Origin of the sequence: Aeromonas sp. FDAARGOS 1404, from assembly GCF_019047085.1 — a bacterium.
GTDB classification, from domain to species: Bacteria; Pseudomonadota; Gammaproteobacteria; order Enterobacterales; family Aeromonadaceae; genus Aeromonas; species Aeromonas veronii.
In genome coordinates, this window is record NZ_CP077237.1 from 1,142,155 (window position 1) to 1,163,239 (window position 21,085).

The 21,085-nt window shown below is 58.6% G+C and carries 16 protein-coding genes; 5 read left to right on the top strand and 11 right to left on the bottom strand.

The annotated features are described in order from the left end of the window. Positions 1-105: 105 nt before the first annotated feature. The 5 genes from pilQ to tapM are packed head-to-tail and all read right to left on the bottom strand — an operon-like array spanning position 106 to position 5,104. A complete protein-coding gene (gene pilQ, locus I6L34_RS05180) occupies positions 106-2,334 on the bottom strand; it encodes a type IV pilus secretin PilQ family protein (RefSeq protein WP_216956017.1) in 2,229 nt (742 codons plus the stop codon). A gap of 16 nt (positions 2,335-2,350) precedes the next feature. Further along, positions 2,351-2,884 carry a pilus assembly protein PilP gene (locus I6L34_RS05185; protein ID WP_075114955.1) on the bottom strand — a complete coding sequence of 178 codons (534 nt, stop codon included), beginning with the start codon at positions 2,882-2,884 and terminating at the stop codon, positions 2,351-2,353. After that, positions 2,881-3,480, bottom strand: a complete 600-nt coding sequence (tapO, locus tag I6L34_RS05190) for a PilO family type IV pilus biogenesis protein TapO (protein ID WP_058055641.1) — start codon at positions 3,478-3,480, stop codon at positions 2,881-2,883. Before tapO ends, I6L34_RS05185 begins: the two co-directional genes overlap by 4 nt. Then, complete coding sequence (tapN, locus tag I6L34_RS05195) at positions 3,477-4,055, bottom strand: PilN family type IV pilus biogenesis protein TapN (RefSeq protein WP_005353997.1); 579 nt, start codon at positions 4,053-4,055, stop codon at positions 3,477-3,479. The genes tapO and tapN overlap by 4 nt, the downstream gene beginning before the upstream one ends. Beyond that, a complete protein-coding gene (gene tapM / locus I6L34_RS05200) occupies positions 4,043-5,104 on the bottom strand; it encodes a PilM family type IVa pilus assembly protein TapM (protein WP_302054762.1) in 1,062 nt (353 codons plus the stop codon). The genes tapN and tapM overlap by 13 nt, the downstream gene beginning before the upstream one ends. A 300-nt stretch (positions 5,105-5,404) precedes the next feature. Between tapM and I6L34_RS05205 the strand changes: the two genes are divergently transcribed. Then, the gene (locus I6L34_RS05205) at positions 5,405-7,876 is read left to right on the top strand and encodes a penicillin-binding protein 1A (RefSeq protein ID WP_058059217.1); all 2,472 of its coding nucleotides are present in this window, start codon (positions 5,405-5,407) and stop codon (positions 7,874-7,876) included. 49 nt (positions 7,877-7,925) lie between these two features. Here I6L34_RS05205 and oxyR read toward each other — a convergent pair whose 3' ends face one another. The 4 genes from oxyR to I6L34_RS05225 all read right to left on the bottom strand — a co-directional run bounded on the left by oxyR (position 7,926) and on the right by I6L34_RS05225 (position 12,375). After that, the gene (gene oxyR / locus I6L34_RS05210) at positions 7,926-8,825 is read right to left on the bottom strand and encodes a DNA-binding transcriptional regulator OxyR (RefSeq protein WP_058055639.1); all 900 of its coding nucleotides are present in this window, start codon (positions 8,823-8,825) and stop codon (positions 7,926-7,928) included. 156 nt (positions 8,826-8,981) lie between these two features. After that, a complete protein-coding gene (locus tag I6L34_RS05215; RefSeq protein ID WP_058055638.1) occupies positions 8,982-10,622 on the bottom strand; it encodes a methyl-accepting chemotaxis protein in 1,641 nt (546 codons plus the stop codon). 172 nt (positions 10,623-10,794) lie between these two features. Further along, entirely contained in the window at positions 10,795-11,439 is a 645-nt protein-coding gene (locus I6L34_RS05220; protein WP_058059218.1) for a DsbA family protein, read from the bottom strand. Between the two features lie 75 nt (positions 11,440-11,514). Next, complete coding sequence (locus I6L34_RS05225; RefSeq protein ID WP_005335035.1) at positions 11,515-12,375, bottom strand: Vmh family MBL fold metallo-hydrolase; 861 nt, start codon at positions 12,373-12,375, stop codon at positions 11,515-11,517. 126 nt (positions 12,376-12,501) lie between these two features. On the opposite strand from I6L34_RS05225, the gene I6L34_RS05230 reads away from it, so the two are divergent. Beyond that, on the top strand, positions 12,502-13,401 hold the full coding sequence (locus tag I6L34_RS05230; RefSeq protein ID WP_005362277.1) for a LysR family transcriptional regulator: 900 nt from the start codon (positions 12,502-12,504) through the stop codon (positions 13,399-13,401). Positions 13,402-13,467: 66 nt separating this feature from the next. Here I6L34_RS05230 and I6L34_RS05235 read toward each other — a convergent pair whose 3' ends face one another. Further along, positions 13,468-14,247 carry a BPSS1780 family membrane protein gene (locus tag I6L34_RS05235; protein ID WP_021229782.1) on the bottom strand — a complete coding sequence of 260 codons (780 nt, stop codon included), beginning with the start codon at positions 14,245-14,247 and terminating at the stop codon, positions 13,468-13,470. Positions 14,248-14,549: 302 nt separating this feature from the next. Between I6L34_RS05235 and I6L34_RS05240 the strand changes: the two genes are divergently transcribed. Next, complete coding sequence (locus tag I6L34_RS05240; protein WP_058059219.1) at positions 14,550-15,371, top strand: peptidoglycan DD-metalloendopeptidase family protein; 822 nt, start codon at positions 14,550-14,552, stop codon at positions 15,369-15,371. Positions 15,372-15,459: 88 nt separating this feature from the next. On the opposite strand, the gene I6L34_RS05245 is transcribed toward I6L34_RS05240, so the two are convergent. Further along, complete coding sequence (locus I6L34_RS05245) at positions 15,460-16,797, bottom strand: MATE family efflux transporter (protein WP_058059231.1); 1,338 nt, start codon at positions 16,795-16,797, stop codon at positions 15,460-15,462. A 155-nt stretch (positions 16,798-16,952) separates the two neighbouring features. Here I6L34_RS05245 and mscM point away from each other — a divergent pair, with 155 nt between their 5' ends. Next, positions 16,953-20,234: a miniconductance mechanosensitive channel MscM gene (gene mscM, locus I6L34_RS05250; RefSeq protein WP_216956025.1), complete on the top strand. Its 3,282-nt coding sequence runs from the start codon at positions 16,953-16,955 to the stop codon at positions 20,232-20,234. Positions 20,235-20,258: 24 nt separating this feature from the next. Further along, entirely contained in the window at positions 20,259-20,942 is a 684-nt protein-coding gene (locus I6L34_RS05255) for a glycerophosphodiester phosphodiesterase family protein (protein ID WP_216956029.1), read from the top strand. Positions 20,943-21,085 lie beyond the last annotated feature (143 nt).

Here is a 21,085-nt window from a genome sequence, read left to right on the forward strand (position 1 = left end):
AGGGGGATTATCTCAATAGATATCGGGACTGGCAACCGCAGCCCTCACGCCCCAGCCTCATTGGGGCGTAAGGTTATATGTGTTTTACCCTCACATGTAAAGCATTCAGAAGGCGTCGGTGACTATCTTGGGCGTCACGAAAATCAACAATTCCCGCTTTTTGTTCTCGCTGGTGGTCTTGCGGAACAAGGCCCCCAATCCGGGGATATCGCCCAACAAAGGCACCTTGGTCACATCGCTCTTGATGGTCTGCTGATAAATGCCGCCCAACACCAGGGTCTCGCCATTGTTCACCAGCACCTGAGTGGTGATGGACTGGGCGTTGATGGAAACCGCATCACCGGTACCGGTCGGTACCGTTTCCCCCTTGGTATCCTGGGTCACGGTCAGGTCGAGAATCACCCGATTGTCAGGGGTGATCTGCGGGGTCACCTTCAGGCTCAATACCGCCTTCTTGAAGGTAACCGAGGTAGCGCCACTGGAAGAGGACTCCACATAGGGGATCTCGGTACCCTGCTCGATCAGCGCCGGTTTCTGGTTCGCCGTGGTCACCCGCGGACTAGCGATAATCTCGGCTTTGCTCTCTTTTTCCAGCGCCGACAACTCGAGATCCAGCAAAGTGCCATCAGCCAAACGGGCAACTTGGAAGGCCAAAGTACCGGCCGCATTGGTCACCGGCAGATTGACGTTCAACCGATCGTCTGCTGATGGCCGAGGGTTGATCGCCGAGCCACCATTGTTGTTACCAGAGCCATCATTCCCCTCGATGGAACCGGACGTACTGTTGCCATGACCATCGTTTTTGGTCACTCCCCACCGCACCCCGAGCGCTTCATCAAAGCCGTCGTCAATGGTCACCATCCGCGCCTCGATCACCACCTGCTTGACCGGAATATCGAGGATATCGAGCATCCGTTTGATGCTGCTGATGACATCGGCGGTATCCTTGACCACCAGCACGTTGGTTCGCTCGTCCACACTCACCGCACCACGGGGTGACAGCAACTTGGTACTTTCGGAAGAGAGCAGGGCAGCCACTTCCGAGGCCTTGGCATAGTTTATCTGCAGATACTCGGTATAGAGCGGAGCCAAATCGGCAACCTGATTTCGGCTCTCCAGCTGTTGCTTCTCGCGTGTTGCGATCTCTTCTGCAGGCGCTACCAGCAAGATGTTGTTATCCAGCCGCTTATCCAGACCCCGCACCTTCAAAATAATGTCGAGCGCCTGCTCCCACGGCACCCCATCCAGACGCAAGGTAATATTGCCTGCTACCGAATCTGTGGTTACCAGGTTGAGATTGTTGAAATCGGCGATCAGCTGCAGCACGGTACGGACCGGAATATCCTGGAAGTTCAATGAAATAGGCTTGCCCTGATACTGCTTGGATGCCGTGGCCGTCGTCCGCTTTTTCACCTCGATAATGAAGAGCTTGTCTGCCTGATCGTAACGGTAATCAAACTGACCATTGATCGACAGTTCAAACAGGGTATCACTGCCCTGCCGGGAGATTTCAACCTGAGAGACCGGCGTTGCAAAATCCTGCACATTGATCAGATTAAGCAAGCCATCCGGTACCCGAGTGCCATGAAACTTGGCCAGTACGGTCTGGCCGCGGCTGCTCACATCAACGGCGGCGGAGCTGTTATCCAGCGTGACCAGAAACTCCCCCTGGCCATCTTTACCACGACGAAAATCCACACCGGTAACCGTGTTGAAATAGGCGCCGCTCCCATTGCTTTGATAGTTGTTGAGCACCGGCTTGCTGGCAGGCTGTGTGGCTACCGGCGTAGTCACGGGCGCAACAGGCATCGACCGGGCGACGACCTGAGGATTGAGCAGCGCCGAGGGAGAGGGTGTGGCCGCCATCGAAGAGGGCGCTGGCACAGGAGTAGCCGAGGTTGCGGGTGCAATCAGCGCGCTCTCACCATTGATGAGCCCGGAAGAGGCCCCCTCGCCCAATGACACCAGTAATTTGTTCCCCTGTTGCTGAACCTGATAGGGGGCCAGCTGATCGAGTGCGATCTTGATATCCAGACCTGCGCCCTTACCCTCAACCTTGATATTATCTACCCCCAGGCGCTGGATCGGCAGCGGGTTCACTTTCAGCGCCCCTACCGCACCGGGAACATGCAACAACAACTGATTGGGTTGGTAAGAGAGACGATCGGTAAAGCCCGTGACCGGCTCACTGAAACTGAGCTCCACCAGCAATTGATCGGCAAGCAGCGGATTGACCTTGATCTCCTGCAGGGTTGCCACTGCCCACGCCTGACTGAAGGCGCTGGCGCAAAACAGCAAAGCCACTTTGGATACACTCTCTATTGTTGTTCTCATTGCTGTTCGTCCCTGATTATTGTTTTTCTTGCACATTGGCGATTGCCAACTGGGTTTCTCTTGTTACCCAGCACCCCTTCCCGTCCGGAATGGTTTCCAGCAAATCCACGGCAGTGTCAGTGATCTTGATGACCCGGCCCTGATCAAGCCCCATATACTGGTTGAGCCCGACCCGCATCGATTTGCCATCCGGGGTGCTGATCAAGGCCCACAACTGACCCGCCTTACCCAAAGAGCCATGCATCGACAGACTGGCCAGCGAATAATTTTCCAGCACCTCTTTCTCACGATCCATCAGGGTCTGAGCACAATCCGGCTGGGCCTTGGTAGTGCTTGTGCTTCCGACCGTCGCCTCAGGCTGGGGAACCATGAAGGGGCTGCGCAACTCGCGTTGCTGGTAGTGCATAGGGGCAAATGGCTTCAGCTCGGGCAAGGGCTCGATAGGTATGGGCGGCCTTGCTTTGGTCTGGGCGACATAGCTATCCATGTCCTCCTGACCACCACACGCAGCCAGCAAGAGGGCAGGCAACAACCAGCAGATGCGTCTCATTGTTTCGGCTCCACTGTTTTACCGTTGTACTTGTAGGTCTTGGCCAGCATCGACATCGAAATCAGCTCCCCTTCATCCTTGCTCTGACCCAGAGTGAAGGAGTCAAGGATGACGATACGGGGCAAAGCGGCCATGTCAGCGGTAAACTTGCCAATTTCATGGTAAGAGCCCACGACTTCGATACGCATCGGTAGCTCTGTCGAAAACTCGTGCTTGACCTCAGGTTCCCAGTTGATCCGGTTCAATTTCAAGCCGTTGTCGGTAGCAATAAAGCTGATATCGTCCAGCAGCCCGGCAACCTCATGGGTATTGGGCAACTGCTTGAGCTGGGTATCAACCAGTTGCTCAAGCTGAACCATTTGCGCCTTGTATGCCCCCAGGTTGGCAGCCAGCATCGCCTTGCTTTCAAACTGGGCTTTCAGTTCGGTCTCCTTACCCGCTTCCTGAGTCAAACTGGTCAGTGAGTTGGCAATCACGTAGTAGTAGATGGCGCCACCGGTCAACACGCAGCAGAAAAAGATGAAGACCCCTTTTGCCCATTTTGGCCAGCTTGCTATGTCATTGATATCCAGCTCGTTGAGTTGCTGAAGATTCATTGTTGCTCCTTGGCCACATTCCCTGCAGCCGCAGCATTGTTGGCGATCAGGAACATCATGGAAAACTGGCTCAATGACACTGGCGCAACATCAGCCGCAAAAATAGTGCTTATCTTTGCCTGACCCAGCCAGCCGGAACCATCAATCCGCCGCATCATGCTGGCCACCCGACCATAGGCTTCGGTCTTGCCATTTACATCAATAATATTGTTCTGCATCGAGAGGGTGTTGAGGTAAACCCCGTTGGGCACCAATGAAGGCAGCTGATTGAAGAGGCGGACGGGCACATTGCGGCGCATCTGCAACTGCTCGATGAGCTGCATCCGATCGATCAGCTCCTTGCGACGCTCTTTGAGCAGACGGATCTCCCCCAGTTGGGCATCCAGAATAGTCATCTCCTGAACCAGCCTCTGGTTGCGCTGCTGCTGGGCGACGATCTGGCGATCAACCAGCCAGTTGGCAAAAAATCCCAGCGCGACCGTGGCCAGCACAAAAATCCCCAGCAAGGCCCCGAACTGTTTCTTTTGGCGCTGGGCCCGGGCTTCACGCCAGGGTAGAAGGTTTATATTTGACATGGTGTGAAACTCCTCAGAGCCAACCCGAATGCCGTCATATATTTAGCACCATGTACCAGCTCGGCCTCCCCTTTCGGTTTGCCAAACAGAGCGAACAGATCCGGGTGCAACACCTCGCAATTGACCTCTTCTTTTACCTGCACCAACAAACCGGGTAGCAGACTGCCTCCTCCCGTCAGCACCAGTTTTGCGATGTCGCGATAACCGGATGAACTGCAAAAGAGCTGGATATTGCGCCGCACTTGCTGCAACAGCGAGTTGATGTGGGGCATCAGCACATCCAGCTCATGGTCAACAGGCAAGGTACCTTTGGTTTTAGCCTGCTCAGCCTCATCCAGCGTCATGCCATAAAAGGAGGAGAGCGCCTGGCTGTACTGATCGCCGCCGAAGTTTTGCAAGCGGGAGTAGATCACCTCTCCCTTGACCAGCGCCGCAAAGGTCATGGCACTGGCACCGATATCTATCACCCCGATCGGCCGTTCACTCTCCTGCAATTCGGGCATACAGGCCACCACGGCACGGCCCAGCGCATGGGCGCCCACATCCACCACCTTGACGGCAATACCGGCTTCGGCAAGGGCGCTGACCCGGCCGTTGACACTCTCGGTGCGGGCTGCGCTCAGCAGCACATCTTGACGATCTTCGCTATTGTTGGTGCTCAGCACCTCAAAATCGAGACTCACTTCATCGAGGGGGAAGGGAATGATCTGCTCGGCCTCCAGCTGCACCTGACTCTCCAGCTCCTTGTCGCTGAGGCGGGCATCAATCTGGATCACCTTGGTTATCACGTTGGAGCCGGTCACCGCAGTGGCGGCATAGTCGCTGTGAGCTGGGATCAGGCGCTTGAGAGTCTTGAGAGATTGGCTGACGCGCTCGATATCCTGCAATTGATAGTCAACCAGCGTCCCTTTCGGGGTGGCAATATCGACGACAGATTCGAGATGAAGCTTGCCGGGTCGGCCACTGAGGGTAACGGCCTTGATGGTCTGGCTGCCAAAATCAATGCCCACCAGAGGGAGGAGGGATCCCTTGTTAAAAAGCCCAAACATATACACATCCATGCGTTATTTGGTTTTATTCCTGAACAGAGTGTAGGACACCCGATCAGAGGAGTGCTTCACTCATCCTAAATGCTCTAACTATCAATGTCATAAAGTTTATGTCGAAAAGTGACCCATCTCGCTTTCTTCATGGCAAGTAGCCCTCCTTGGTTATTGCTCCCCGTAGTGCTAACCTCTCGCATCCTTTTGAGGTGGGTGGCTCGCCACAGGAAAACCTCGAATTCCCGATGGCAAAAGGGCTATACTCTGCGCCCGTTGGCTAATTTTAAGACGATTGGTAGTTCTTCCATGCTGAAATGGCTCGTTCGCCTGTTTATTGTCATGATGCTGGGTGCAGTGCTGGGTGTCGCCAGCCTCATCGGTATCTACTTCTATATCAAACCCCAACTGCCCGATGTCACCGCACTGCGTGACGTCAAGCTGGCAACCCCGATGCGGGTTTACAGCCGGGATGGGGAGTTGATCGCCCAATATGGCGAAATTCGTCGCATTCCGCTGCGTCTGGACGAAATTCCGCAACCCATGATCGATGCCGTACTGGCGACCGAAGATGCACGTTTCTATGAGCACCCGGGCATTGACCCGATTGGTATCATTCGAGCCGCATCCGTCTGGGCTGTCTCCGGTCATGCCCGTCAGGGGGCCAGTACCATCACCCAGCAGGTTGCCCGCAACTTCTTCCTGAGCAATGAGAAGACCATCATCCGCAAGATCAAGGAGGTCTTCCTGGCCTGGCGGATCGAACAGAATCTCTCAAAAGACGAGATCCTCGAACTGTACCTCAACAAGATCCCTCTCGGTTATCGCTCCTTCGGGATAGGTGCGGCGGCACAGGTTTACTTTGGTAAAGAGGTCAAGGATCTGGGGCTGGACGAGATCGCCATCATTGCCGGTCTGCCTAAAGCTCCCTCCATGCTCAACCCCATCCGCTCCCCCGAGCGCGCCTTTGCTCGCCGCAACGTGGTGCTGGGCCGGATGCTGGAAACCGGCAAGATCACCCAGGCCCAGTTTGACGAAGCGTCCAAGATGCCGATCAAGGCCCGTTTTCACGGCGCCGAAGTGACCCTGCACGCCCCCTATTTGGGGGAAATGGTGCGCCAGAAGATGGTCGAGCAGTTCGGTGAAGATGCCTACACCATGGGCCTGCACGTCTACACTACCGTCTCTGCCGAACGTCAGCGGGCGGCAAGACAGGCACTGCTGGATGGCGTTTTTGCCTATGACATGCGCCACGGCTATCGCGGCCCGACAGCTCAGTTATGGAAGGCTGGCGAGACAGCCTGGGATTACGAGCAGATCGTCGCTCACCTTGGCAAACAGCCCACTTACGACCCGCTGATGGCGGCGGTCGTGACCAAGCTCGGTGATCGCAGCGCCACGCTGGTACTGAAAAATGGCAAGGAAGCAGAGCTCGGCTGGAACGGCATTAAATGGGCCCGCTCCTTTATTACCGACGACCGTCAGAGCTATGCCCCGAAATCGGCGCGCGATGTGCTGAAAGTCGGCGCCCAGATCTGGGTGCGGGAAGAGGGTGAAGAGTTGCTGCTGGCCCAAATCCCGGACGTCAACGCCGCGCTGGTTGCCATGAACCCGAAAAATGGGGCACTGGAAGCACTGGTCGGTGGTTTCAGCTTCGAACTCTCCAAATTCAACCGGGTCGATCAGGCGCGTCGCCAGATCGGTTCCAATATCAAGCCTTTCCTCTATGCGACCGCGCTGGAGCATGGCTATACCCTGGCGTCGCTCATCAACGATGCGCCGATCAACCAGTGGGATCCGTCAAAAGGGCCCATGTGGCAGCCCAAGAACTCCCCGGCCGTTTATGATGGCCCCACCCCGCTGCGTCTGGGTCTGGCCAAGTCCAAGAACGTGATGTCGGTTCGACTGATGCGCGCCATCGGTCTGGATACCTATATCGACGGTCTGACCCGCTTTGGCTTCCCCCGCGACTTCATCTCTCCCCATGAGTCGCTGGCACTGGGCGCTGCCGAATTCACCCCCCTCGAGGTAGTGCGTGGTTACTCGGTTCTGGCCAACGGTGGCTTCCTGGTGACCCCATACTTCATCGACAAAGTGACCGACAGTCTGGAGAACACCCTCTATCAGGCCAATCCTGCTATTGCTTGCACCACCTGCGAACAGCAGGCCGCACCCGAGCAGAGCACACTGCCGGAGCCAACTGTTGATGGAGCCGCACAAGATGGCACGCATACCCCGCTCGCGCCAACCATCGCACCGCATACCATCAGTGCCCAGAGTGCGTTCCTGATCACCGACACCCTGAGCACAGCCATCTGGGGTGGCAACGGCTGGCGTGGTACCGGCTGGCGTGCAGCCCGCGACCTGAAACGTCACGACATCTCCGGTAAAACCGGTACCACCAACGAATCGCGGGATGCCTGGTTCTCCGGCTACACCCCGGACATCGTTGCTACTTCCTGGATCGGTTTTGACAACCACCAGCGTGGTCTTGGCCGTGCCGAATTTGGCGGTGGCGCCGCGCAGCCTATCTGGATCGACTTCATGAAAGTCGCCCTCAAAAAGCTGCCGGAGCACAAGATGCCGGTTCCCGAAGGGATCATGACAGTGAAGATTGATAGCGAAACCGGCCTGCTGGCGACCAGTGGCGGCACCGACGAATACTTCAAGGAAGGGACCGAACCGACCCGCTACGCAGCACCGAGCTCGGATGGCAATCAGGTCTACGGCGGTGACAACCCCGATGTAGAAGGGCCTGTCTCTACCGACGATATCTTCTAAGCTGCTCTTGCGGCAGAAGCAAAACCGGCAGCCTTGGCTGCCGGTTTTTTTATTGGGCCAACTGCTTGCTCATCAGCGTGGCGATCGAGGCGGCCAACTCATTGAAGCAGGGGCGACGCACCGAGTAGTGGCGATAGAGCAGCGAGATGGTACGCCCCGGCACAGGGTCAACCACAGGTCGATAGCTCACCCCGCCCTCATCATGATCGGCAGGTACGGCCAACTTTGGCACCAGGGTCATGCCGCTACCGGCGGCCACCATGTTGCGCAGGGTCTCGAGACTGGTCCCCTTGAAACGTTGATCCTCACCTATCCCGCCGGCGAAACAGAATCCCATCGCCTGATCCCGCAAACAGTGGCCATCGGCCAGCATCAGCAATTTCTTGCCCTTTAGATTACCAAGCGGCACCTGTTTGGCCTGTGCTTCGGGGTGATGGCAAGGCACCGCCAACCACATCGGCTCATGATAGAGCTGGATTGAACCAAACCCCTCCATCCCCGGCATCTCGGCCAGAATGACGCAATCCAGCTCCCCCTCTTCCAGCCGTTTGAGCAGGGTTTGGGTCTGCTCCTCATAGAGGTAGAACTCCAGCTGGGGAAAACGCTCACGCAGGGTCTGGATAATGCGGGGCAACAGGTAGGGGCCCACGGTCGGAATAAAACCGATATGGATCTCCCCGGACATCGGTTCGGAGAAGTGCTGACCGATGCTCTTGAGCTCGCGCACCTCCTTGAGCACCCGACGCGCCTGATGGGCCATGGCATCACCAGCCGGAGTAAACAGCACCTTGCGCGAGGTACGTTCGATCAGAATGACCCCGAGTTCATCCTCCAGCTTGCGCAGCTGGCCGCTCAGGGTGGGTTGACTGACAAAGCAGCGTTCAGCGGCTTTGCGAAAATGTTTTTCCTCATCCAGCGCCACCAGATATTCGAGATCGCGAAGATTCATACAGCAAGAGTCCTGCCTGGAAAATGGGCCATCAGCATGCACAATATCGTCCGGCGGGACAAGTCATCCACTTGCGGTGATCCTCTCTGGCTTCCCCTTCAAAACAGAAAAGCCCGATCACCTCGCGGTAATCGGGCTGTTTGACTCGCCGAGGGATTACACCCTGAAACGGCGCACCATATCCTGCAGCTGGGTAGCCAGATGGTTCAGTTCGTTGCACGCCTGAGCCATCTGGGTGGCACCGGCAGCCACCTCTTCGGAAGCATGACTGATATTGACCACGTTGCGGTTGAGCTCCTCGCTCACCGCGCCCTGCTCTTCGGTGGCCGTTGCAATCTGGATGTTCATGTGGGAGATGCTGCTGACCGAGCCACTGATCTGGGAGATGGACTCGCCCGCTTCCCGCGCGGTAGCGACCGTGGTGTTCATCAGCTCCTGACTCTGTTGCATGGTACTGCCGGCCTGTTCGGCACGCTGCTGCAACTCGGCAATGATGGTATTGATCTGGGAGGTGGAGTCCTGAGTGCGCTTGGCCAGAGTACGCACCTCATCAGCCACCACCGCAAACCCCCGCCCCTGCTCACCGGCACGGGCCGCTTCAATGGCGGCGTTCAATGCCAGCAGGTTGGTCTGTTCGGCAATGCCGCGGATCACCTCCAGCACCATGCCGATATTGCGACTGTCATCGCCCAGTTGGCGGATCACCACCGCGGTACTCTCGATGGCACCGGCGACCCGTTCAATACGTTGAATGGAGTCATTCACCGTTTGCGCACCAAGTTCGGCCGTCTCACTGGCCGAGGTGGCGGCACTGGCCGCATCGCTGGTATTGCGCGAGACCTCCTGCACCGTGGCTTGCATCTCGTTCATCGCCGTCGCCAGCTGGTTCAGCTCATGTTGCTGAGCATTCATGTTGTTGGCTGACTGGCTGGCAACAGAGCTGATCTCCTCCGCGGCGGAACTCAGTTGCACCACAGAGCCCGACACTTCACTCACCAGAGTGCGCAGATTGGCCTGCATTTCACCAAACCCTTTGGCAAGGGTTCCCAGTTCATCATTGTTGAACTGCTGCATATCGATACGGGAGGTGAGATCACCAGAGGAGACCCGACGGGTCTGTTCCAGCAACGCCATCACTGGGTTGCGGATCTGACCGGTCAGCAGCCAGGCAATTGCCACCACAAAACCCAGCGTCACCAGACTGACGATGACGCTCATGGTTCTGGCACTGCTGTAGAGCGCCTCCACATCTTTTGTCATCTGGGCCGCAATCTCGTTATTGATTTCCCGCAGGCGGAAGGATTTTGCTCCCACCTCCTCCAGCGCGACCCGGGTTTCGTTTTTGCGCAGACTTCTGACTCGCTCCAGATCGCCAGCAGCGAAGGCGCTCAACAGTTGGTCATGCACCGCAAAATACTTGGCCCCCGCCGCAACCACCTGCTCATAAACCTGTTTCTCTTCACCTGTAGTGAAAGCTAAAGCACCGTATTTTTGGGCTGCTTGCTCAAATTCCTGCCTGGCCTTATTGAAGGTCAGGGTGCGATCGCTTACCTCTTGATCATCCTTGTTCAGACCACCGATGACCTGGGCCAGCTCTGAGCGGCGCGCATCCAGAATGGCAACATGCATCTGGCTGGCATAGCGGGTTGACGGCAGCAGGTTGTCAGTGATGGTTTCGGTATCACCATAGAGCTTTGCCAACTGGCTGATGGAAAACCAGGCCAAGCCCAGTACCAGCAGTGCCAGGATGGCAAATCCGGCACTCAGTTTCTGGCCGATAGACATGTTTTTGAACATATGGGGGCTTCCTTGAAATGAGTCTGCACTCCCGCAACATCCGCCGGGAATGGTCACATAGAGCATAGTCTGCAAGCAGAAAGTCGAAGGCTTTCATATCGCTTCTGCATACAGGAATATCGGCCCGTTCACTCCACTTCTAAAGAGACCTTGTCCGTTCACATTCTAATAACTATTCCATCAACTCAAGAAGATGCTGACGCAACCCGGCAGGATCGCCCAAAAAGTCAGCCACTCGAACAGCACTCACCTTACCGTTGTGCATCAACCCAAGGGTGGGATAACCCTGACCGCCCAGCCGTTTCATCCAGCCCTGGCTATCTGCCAGATGTTGCAGCAAGGGGGCCTGCAGATAAGCTTGCTGAAATGCCTCGGCTGCAATCCCCTGCTCTGCCGCCAGCGTGGCTAGAAACGCAGGCTCACCAATCCAGATCCCGTCCCGATAGTGGAATTGCTGGATCCGGAGCAACATGACCAGCCCATCGCCCCCCAACGCCGTGACGGCCAAAACCGCACGGATCGGCGGCTCGGAGTCCAGCAGACAGCCTTCCCGCAGCAGCAGTTCGTTAAAGTAGCGTTCGCCAAAATGCTGGCCGGTCAGCGCTTCGATCCGCTGATCATGGGGGCGTACATAATCACGCAATGCCTCGCCCATCGGCTGACGGCGACTACCCATCCAGAGACCGCCCGCATGCAGCTCGATCTTGAGTCCGGCAATGGTGGCTGCCACCTGCAACAGGGGGGCGGCACCGTAGCACCAGCCACAGAGCGGGTCATAGACATAATGGAGGGTGGTTTGTTGTTCGCTCATCTTCATTCTCACTTCGATCTCGGATAAAAAACCGGGCCCTTAGGCCCGGTAAAAAAACACAGGGGAAGTAGGCTCAGTGGCTTACCACTTCATCTCGCCGGTATTGACCTTGGCACCGATGGCCAGACCATCGTCAACCGGCAGTGCCGGATAGGCCTTTTTCAGAGCCTCAATCAGCTCACCGGAGTTTTTCGCCTTGGCCAGCTCCTGTTCGAAACGCTCTACATAGTCACGGGTAAAGGTAACAGCAGCAGTGCCTTTGGGAGCCGTGCCCAGGAAGTGGCCCGGTACCACACGCTCGGGTTTCAGGGCCAGCAGGTTATCCAGCGCCTTGACCCAGTTGCTGCGAGCCGCCTTGGTCTGACTGTCCGCCATCCAGACATGTACCCCGTGGTAGACCGGCACACCACCAAAAGCAGTCTTGATGGAAGGGGCCCAGAGGTAGGCATTCGGGGTATTCATCTCTTTGATTTCAATCTTCTCGCCATCCAGCGTCAGGTGGCTGGCGGTCATCACTTGCGGCACGGTCAGGCTCTTCGGTGCACCCTTCCCGAGGATCGGGCTCCAGTAGCTCAGCTTGGCATCCTTGGTCTGGTTGATATGGTCAACCACATGCTGATCGGCCAGCACTTTGACATCCGGGAACGCCGCCATGACGGGCTCCAGACCGAAGTAGAAGTCGGGGTCACCGGCACTGATATAGACAGTGGTCAGCTTCTTGCCACTCTTCTTGATCATGTCGACCAGCGCCTGACCATTTTGCACGTCGAATTGGGCATCGATCAGGATGGCCTCTTTGTCACCGGTCACCAGTGAGGAAGAGACCGGGAAGATCGCCTTCTCGCCAGGGTTGTAGACGGTCACGCTCAGGGGGGCGGCCAGTGCGGCGCCACTCAACAGGGTGGTCGCCAGAGTCAGGTTGCGGATCAGGGTGTTGTTCATCATCTATTCCTCATTAAGTATTCGGGGGTTCATTTGATGGACACAGTGTATTGGATCACTTAAGGTGCAAATACAGCATAAAAAGCGCATCACTGTTGCACATATCGAACATATAGAGAGTCGTACATGGATCGACTGACCGCATTGCGGGTCTTTGTCAGCGTAGTCGAACAAGGGAGCCTGAGCGGCGCCGGAGAGAAACTGGATATGTCGCGCGCCATGGTGTCACGCTATCTGGCCGAGCTGGAGAGCTGGATGGGCGCCCGCCTGCTGCACCGCACCACCCGTCGTCTGAGCCTGACCGGGCCGGGAGAGGAGGCGCTGAACCGGGCCCGTGCCATGCTGGCGCTAGGCGAAGAGATGGAGCAGATCGCCGTGAAGGGGGATGACGCCCCCAAGGGGCAACTGCGGATCACCAGCAGCTACTCCCTGTCAGAAGCACTGCTGGTCGGGGCGGCCAACGACTATCTGGCGCAATACCCGGGGACGGCCATCGACATTCTGCTGCTCGACAGAACCGTCAATCTGGTGGAGGAGCGGATCGATCTGGCGGTGCGCATCACCAACGACCTCGACCCCAATCTGGTGGCGCGCCGTCTCGGCACCTGCCACTCGGTGGTCTGTGCCAGCCCGGCCTATCTGGCCCGTCATCCGATGCCACACAAGGTGCAGGATTTGGCGCTGCACAACTGCCTCACCTACACCTACTTCGGCAAGAGCCTGTGGGAGTTCAATGGACCGGACGGTCCCGAGTCAGTGCCGGTCAGTGGTAACCTGAGCGCCAATATCTCCAACCTGCTGCTGGAAGCAACGCTGGAAGGCGCAGGGATCAGCCTGCAACCCCGCTACTCGGCACAACCCTATCTGGAGCGTGGGGAACTGGTGCCCCTGCTGACCGACTGGCAGCCCAAGCGGCTCGGGGTCTACGGGGTATATGCCACCCGCAAGCAGATGTCGCCACTGCTGCGCAGCTTCCTCGATTTTCTGCTGGCTCGCATGGCGGCGGATCCCATCTGGCAGGAGTAAGCACTCCGCACACCCAAACATAACGAAGGGGCCGCTGCGGGCCCCTTCTTCACTCTGATCCCTTGATCAGGCTTCAAATCCGAATGGTTCTGAGTGCGGCGCTTCCGGCTGCGCACTCTCGTCCAGGAAAATATCCCGATAAGCCACATAGATGGAGTAGTTGAGCGCCGGGATCACCACCAGCAGACCTACCAGCAACAGTACTGCGCCAAACAACAACAAAATAGCTGAGAGCAGCCCCCACCAGAAGAAGGGCCACATATTGCGCCAGCAACCGAAGAAGCTCAGACGCACCGCCTGGATGATGCCGATATCGTGGTGGTAGATCAGCGCCGGAGCAAAGGTGACCCCCATCAGCACGGGAATGATGAGCAGCATCCCCACCAGCAATACCAGCAGCAGTTGTTGCAACTGGCTGGCTGAGACCACCATGCTCTCGGGATCCTGCGTCAACAGCGGGAGCAGCCCCCACATGGAGAGCAGACCGAGACAGACGAGGCCAACCAGGCTAAACAGCAGCAACACCAGCAGACCGCCTAGCATCAGCGGGGTCAGCTTGTGGCGAAAACCGGCGAAGAGATCGGCAAACTGCAGCGGCTCCCCCCGATAACCCCGAGCGGCGACCGCCACCCAACCCGCGCCCCACACCATGTAGAGCAGCTGGGAGATAAGGCCACCCGCCGGCAGTTGCTCCAGCAGCATGCCCACCATAAACCAGACCAGCACCATGGCTACGCTGATCCCCATCCCCTTGTTGAAGATATCGAACCCGCTGCGAACCCAGAGCCAGCCACGACCTGTCGTGTACCGGGCCGGTGTGGTGCGCAAAGGGGGTAATCCGTTCATATCGTCTCCTCGGAGTGTCGGTGGCATCAGTGCCGGAAGCCGATTCTAGAGCCAGGGCGGGGGCGACTCAATGGCGAAGCGGCCCGACCACGACATAAAACCTGACGCAGCTATGCACAAAAGGGGCGTCAGCCACGCCCCGCCACTGGCTGCCCCGACCATAACGAGGCACAATCTGTCCCCTCCCCCAGCCGCCACTGCCGTAGCCAGCGTGCCGTGATCACCCTTTAGTGATCGACGAATGCCAGACAGGGGGTTGTCATCCCGCCATCCCGGGCGCTTTAACATCGAGTGGTATCGTCATGAGAGTTGTTTGTTGTCTGTTGTTGTTACTGGCCAGCCAGTCAGCCCTGGCCGAGGGTTTTATCAGTCGCCTGCTCAACCATCCGGTGCCGGGTGGCGTTGCGGTGATCCCTCTTGGCGCGTCACCCACTGCCCCCACGGCCCGCTATCACGACAAACCCGTGCTGGTAGTGCGCGAAGACAACCAGTGGATCGCCATCGTCGGCATCTCTCTCAAAAACCCGCTTGGGGCCCAGCAACTGAGCACAGGTGATGGCCGTACTCTCGGCTTCACCGTGACCCCCAAGCACTACCGCGAGCAGCACATCAAGCTCAAGAACAGCCGTCAGGTCAATCCGCTCGCCGAGGATATGACACGTATCAACCGCGAGCTGGCGGAGCAGACCCGGGCTTACCAGACCTTCAGCCCCAACCAGCCGAGCAACCTGATGTTCGACAAGCCGGTCAACGGCCCCCTCTCCAGCCCGTTTGGCCTGCGTCGCTTCTTCAATGGCGAGGAGCGCAACCCCCACTCCGGCCTCGACTTCGCTGTCGGCGCCGGCACCCCGATCAAGTCCCCCGCCGCAGGCAAGGTGATCCTGATCGGCAACTACTTCTTCAATGGCAATACCGTCTTTGTCGACCACGGTCAGGGGCTCATCAGCATGTTCTGCCACATGTCGAAGGTAGATGTGAAGCTCGGCCAGAGCCTGCCGCGTGGCGGCATCGTCGGGCGAGTCGGCTCAACCGGCCGCGCTACCGGCCCCCATATGCACTGGAACGTCAGCCTCAACGATACCCGGGTCGATCCCGCCATCTTTATCGGCGCCTTCAAGCCCTGAATTGGCAGAGCCCGTTAACAAAACATCCTCTAACAAAACAGGCAGCCCATGGCTGCCTGTCTGCTATCTGTACGTCGAACCTGATTACCTATCCGGCCAGTGCGTGGGCGCCGGACTCTCGACGCATCGCCCGCCACATCACCAACACCAGCAATGAGCTGCACGTTGGCAATGCCAGCCAGACCCCGGGCACGCCCCACAGGGTCGAGAATCCCCACAAGAAACCGCCGATCAGCACCAGCTTGCCACCGGTGAGCAGGGAGGCGATGCGGGCCCGATTGATGGCCTGGAAATAGGTAGCCCCCACCAGCAGCAAGCCCTCCATCGGCAGCCCCCAGAAGTAGAGCCAGATCCCGAGGCTCGCCACCGGCCGCAGGGTGGCGTTGTCACCGGCAAACAGATAGACCGCCGCCTCCGGCCACAGATAGAGCGGGATCATCGCGGATAGGGCGATCCCCAACGTCACTCCGAGTGCCAGATTGCGGATCCGCAACACCCGCCGCCAGTGACCGGCGCCCGCGTTGAAGCTGGCGATGGGCTGGATACCCATGGCGATCCCCTCAAACACCAGATAGAAGAATGCCTCGGTGTAACTGATCACCCCGTAGGCCGCCACATGCAGCGAGGTACCCACCGCCAGCAACGCCTTGTTGTGCAGCGCCAGCACCACAGAGAGATAGAGGTACATCAGAAAACTGGAGACCCCGAGGCGCACCGTTTCGCCCATCAGCCGCAGATCGGGGCGCAAGGTGTCCCAGCTTATCCGCAGTTGGCTGCGCGGTGTGAAGAAGTGCCACAGGCAGGCGAGGCCCGTCACCGCCTGGGAGAGCATGGTGGCCGTCGCCACCCCGGCCAGTCCGAACGGAAACACCACCATCAGCAGATAGTCGAGCAGCACGTTGAGCAGGCCCCCGACTACCATGATTAGGGTGACAAATCCGGGGCGGCCATCGTTGCGCAGCAGCGAGCTGAACGCCATCGACAGCACCGCAAAGACGCCCAGCCAGGCGTAGGCCTGCAGGTAGGAGAGCCCGGCGGTGAAGATCTCCCCCTCAGCCCCCATCCAGGCCAGCATGGGCTCGCCATAGCGGATCCCGATAAAACTGAGCAGTGCCGAGGCCAGCAACACCATCACCAGCGCATTGCCGACGATGTGGCGGGCTTTGGCCGGGTTGCCCTGCCCCAGATAGAAGGAGACCAGCGACGAGGCCCCCATGCCGATCAGCGCCCCCACCGCATAGAGCACGGCGCAGATGGGATAAGCCAGCATCAGACCGGCCATGCCATCCTGACCCAGCACATGGCCAACGAAGATGCCATCGATGGTGACATAGATGCCGGTGATCAGCATGGCCGCCACGGTCGGGGTTACGTAACGCCAGAAAAGGCGAGATAGCGGGGCTGTGCCCAGATCAACAGCTGACATATTCGACTCGGTGGAGAGAAAGCGGCTAGGATCATAGCGAAACGGCAGCACGACTTCCTGTTATTTGTGTTATGAATCATTAATATAGACTGCTTTACCCGCCTCCCTGCCCTGTTTTAGGCTAGGGCCACCTCTTCTGAACGGAAACGAGCCTCATGTTGCAACGCCTGCTCACCTTCTTGCTGCTCTCCCTTCTCTTGTTGCCGCCAACCGTGCGCGCCGACGATGCCATTGCCCAGGCCGAATCCCTGTTGCAGAGCGTGCCCAAGAGCGATACCCCGGAAAACCAGAAGCTGCGGGAGAGCTACCAGCAGGCGCTGCAATTTGCCAGAGAGGCCGAGCGCTACCGGGAGCAGAGCAAAGCCTATCAGCAGATCCTTATCGATTACCCCAAGGAGTCGGCACGGCTCAAGGAGAGCCTGCACAACTATCAGCCCGCCGCTCGCCCGCCGCTGGCGAGCCTCAAGGAGGAGGCGCTGCGCCAGGCCATAGGCCTGAGCAGCAACCGCCAGCTCAACCTGCGCAAGGAGCGGCAGGGGGTGATGGATAGCCTCAACCAGCTGGAGAGCACCGGTCAGGAGTATCACCTGCGGGTGGATGATCTGCGCAAACAGCTGCAACTGACCCGCAGCCAGCTGGAGCGACTGAGCTTCAGCAGCGAATCGGATCGCCAGCAGGAGGCACAGCTGCTGCTGACCAGAATGAAAGAGCAGAGCCTCTCCGACCGGATCCAGATGCTGGAGCTGGAGCAGCTCTCTGCCCAGCAGCGCAACGATCTCGGCAAGCTGAAACTGCAGGAGCTCAATCTGGCCATCGCCGACGAGGATGAGTGGCAAGCCAGCCTGCTGACCCAGCAGAACCAGCTGCGGCGGGAGAAGACCGAGCAGGCGCTGGAGGAGAGCGAGCGGCTGCGCAAACAGCTCACCACCGACATGCCGCTGCTGCTGGAGCAACAACAGCAGAATCAGGCGCTCTCCATCCAGCTCGGCACACTGGAAGATCAAATTGAGCGGGTGCAGGATGAGCAGCGCAGCGTCGACAAAAATCTGTTTGAGCTGAATGAGCTGGTCAACTCGGTGCGCGAACAGCTGGAGTGGCTGCAGATCAGTAATGCCTACGGCGAGAACCTGCGCAGTAAACTCTCCGATCTGCCTCCCCAGTTCCCCCTCGACAAGCTGGAGTCCGCCATCGTCAGCGCCCGCATGGCCAAGTACCAGTACGAGAGCGAGCAGGATGGGCTCAAGGATACCCGCCAGCTGCGCGACAAGCTGATGGCCGAAGAGGAGGTGACGCTGGATCGGCCGCAGCAAGCGGTGCTCGACAACCTGCTCAAGGCCCGGCGCCAGCTGCTGACCCGGCTCAACGACGCCTCAGACACCCTCATTCAGGAGCAGACCCGCCTCAAACTGCTCTACAGCCGCCAAAACAGCAAGATCGACGAGATCCGCGAAATAAGCGCCAGCCACCTGTTCTGGATGCCCGATGTGCGCCCCTTTACCCCACAGGTCATGCTCGGCATTCCTGCCGCGCTGACCCTGGCCTTCAACCCGGACAACTGGCTGCAACTGCCCTACGCCATCGCCGAGAACAGCCCGCTGAGCCTCACTCTGGCCGGTATTGGTCTGCTGGTGCTGGCCTGGAGCTGGTTCAAGCTGGCCCGTCATCTGAGCCTCTATTGCGACCATATTGCGCCGCGGATCGGCAAGGTGACCCAGGACAAATTCAGCCTCACCAGCCGCTTGCTGCTGCGCTCCCTGCTTGCCGCCCTCCCCTTGCCCGCTATGGTGTTGATGGTGCGCGGCCTGCTCGAAGGGGCCTGGCAATACCCGTTTGCGGTGGCGGTGGCGCGCGGCCTTGGCGAGATCTGGTTTCTGCTGCTGGCACTGGTGATGGCTCGCCACCTGACGCTGGAGCGGGGAATTTTGATCCACCACTTCCGTTGGCCCCGGGAACAGGTGCAAAAGGTATGGGGGCAGTTTCGCACCCTGCTGCTGGTGCTGATCCCGAGTTTCTTCGTGCAGGGGATGGCCAACAGCTATCAGGAGCACGCCTTCTACGACTCCCTCGGCCGGATGGCCTTCATGATCGGTGCACTCTGGCTGCTGCTCTTCTTTGCCCGCCTCAACCGGGAGCGGCTGCCACTCACCTGGGGCCAGACCGACATGACCAAACCCCATCTGCTGCACCACTTCATCTGGAACAGCCTGATGCTGGCGCCGCTGCTGGCGGTGATTGGCGCCCTGTTTGGCTACTTCTATACCTCGCGCACCCTGCTGCGCCAGCTGGAGCTTAGCCTGCTGATGGGGCTGGGTTGCCTGCTGGTCTACTATCTGGCCAGACGCTGGATGCTGATCCAGCGCCGCCGCCTCGCCTTCGAGCGCGCCAAGAGCAAGCGGGCCGAGATCCTGGCCCAGCGCGGCCGGGAAGAGGGGCATGACGAGCTCAGCTCCGAGACCCCGGACGTGGTGGAAGAGACTGAGCTGGATCTCGATACCATCAGCGCCCAGTCGCTGGGACTGGTGCGCACCCTGCTGATGCTGGGCTTCACCATGCTGGTGGTGGTGCAATGGTCGGATCTCAACTCCGCCTTCAGTTTCCTCAGCAATATCGAGGTGTGGCAGGTGAGCAGCAAGATTGGCGGCATCGAGCAGCTCTCGGCCATCACCTTGCAGGATCTGATGCTGACCGCCTTCGTCTTCATTCTGACCGTGGTGACAGCCCGCAACCTGCCGGGGCTGATGGAGCTGACCCTGCTGCAACACCTCAGCCTCTCCCCGGGTACCGGCTTTGCCCTCACGACCACCAGCAAGTATCTGGTGATCCTGATCGGCGCCCTCACCGGCTTCTCCATGCTCGGCATCGACTGGTCGAAGACCCAGTGGCTGGTCGCCGCCCTCTCTGTGGGGCTGGGTTTCGGTCTGCAGGAGATCTTCGCCAACTTTGTCTCCGGCCTCATCATCCTGTTCGAGAAGCCGATCCGGCTCGGTGACACCGTCACCATCCGCGATCTCACCGGTACCGTCACCAAGATCAAGACCCGGGCCACCACCATAGTGGATTGGGATCGCAAGGAGATCATCGTGCCCAACAAGGCCTTCATCACCGAACAGTTCATCAACTGGTCGCTCTCCGATGCCATCACCCGGGTCAAACTGCGGATCCGGATCGGCCTGACCCGGGATCCGAAACTGGTGCAGCGCATTCTGGAAGAGTCCATCCAGGCATCGGCCCTGGTATTGGAGACGCCGACGCCCGAGGTCTTCCTGATCGAATTCACCGACTCGGCACTGATCTACGAGATCCGCCTCTACGTCAACAACATGGATCACCGGATGCCCATCACCCACGAGGTTCACTCGCTGGTGCTGGAAAAGATGCAGCAGCAGGGACTTACCCTGCCTCATCAACAGATCGACATTCACCTGAGCCGCGGCTGATCCGCGAGGTAGAAGGAGCAGAACATGCAGATTATTGCCCACCGTGGCGCCAGCGGTCTGGCACCGGAGAACACCCTAAAGGCGATGGCCAAAGCGCTGGAGCTGGGAGCATCAGCCATCGAGATCGACGTGCAGGCGGCCGATGGCGAGTTGTGGGTCTTCCACGACCGGCGGCTGGAGCGCTGCACCAATGGCAAGGGGGTGCTGACCGAGCAATCGCGCTCCTATCTGGAGCAGCTCGATGCCGGTGAGGGAGAGGTGATCCCGACCCTGTGGCAGGTGATGGAGATCATCGCCGGACGCTGCGAGTTGCATATCGAGCTCAAGGGCACCCATACCGCCGATGCGGTGGCAGCCCTGACCCGACGGGCAGAGGCCGAGCTGGACTTTACTCCCGGGCAGTGGGTGGTCTCCTCCTTCCATCACCCGGAGCTGGCCCGATTTGCCGCCTTGCGGCCCGATATCCGGCTCGGTGCCCTGACCGCCAACCTGCCGCTCAACCTGGCGCAGTTTGCCGACGAGCTGGGGGCCTGGTCCATCAATTGCGATGTTGATTTCATCGACGCTGCGCTGGTCGATGATGCCCATCGCCGGGGGCTCAAAGTTCTGGTTTATACCGTTGATTATCCAGAAGATTATGAAACGCTTTCTAGCATAGGGGTCGATGGAGTCTTCACCAATCGACCAGATCGCTTTATCTCACCATGATGGGACGATACGCGTATGGATAAGCCCCCATTTAGGCACTAACTTTAATTTGTTGACCGGGGTAAAAAAGTTCGACTACGGCCGATAGTAACAAGGCTATAACAATAATCAGATGCCACACACTTCAGACTGACGCTCATCAA